This is a genomic window from Duganella violaceipulchra (assembly GCF_019166075.1).
Taxonomy (GTDB): Bacteria; Pseudomonadota; Gammaproteobacteria; order Burkholderiales; family Burkholderiaceae_D; genus Rugamonas; species Rugamonas violaceipulchra.
The window spans coordinates 1-411 of the sequence record NZ_JAHTGR010000141.1 but is presented as its reverse complement, the minus strand read 5'-3'; the positions used below and the strand labels follow the sequence as shown (position 1 = coordinate 411).

The 411-nt window shown below is 70.6% G+C and carries 1 protein-coding gene; it reads right to left on the bottom strand.

The window, feature by feature from the left end; translation table 11 throughout:
• Nucleotides 1–411 (bottom strand): AMP-binding protein (locus KVP70_RS33360; protein ID WP_217946726.1); only part of this gene is annotated, 411 nt, incomplete at both ends.

Genomic DNA, 411 nt, shown 5'->3' with positions numbered 1-411 from the left:
TTTGCAGCACCACGTCCCGCGCGCTGAGCGCGTAGGCCTGCTGCATCCACACAATGCGGTTGACCACGCCCGCGTGCGCGTTCATCGCGCCCTTCGGCTGCCCGGTCGAACCGGAGGTGTAGATCACATAGGCCAGATGCGACGGCGTCAGCGCCCCCCGCGCCAGATTGTGCACGGCCTGGGCGCGCCATGGCCCATCCTGTGCCCCCAGGTCGATGCGGGGCGCATCGCCGCCGATGCCGTCCAGCGCCTGCCGGCCGGCGCCGTCGAGCAGCACCGCCAGCGGCGCGCTGTCGGCCAGCATGTAGGCCAGCCGTTCATGCGGATAATCAGGATCGAGCGGCACGTAGCAACCACCCGCCTTCAGGATGGCCAGCAAGGCCACCACCATGCCCACGCCGCGCTCGGCGC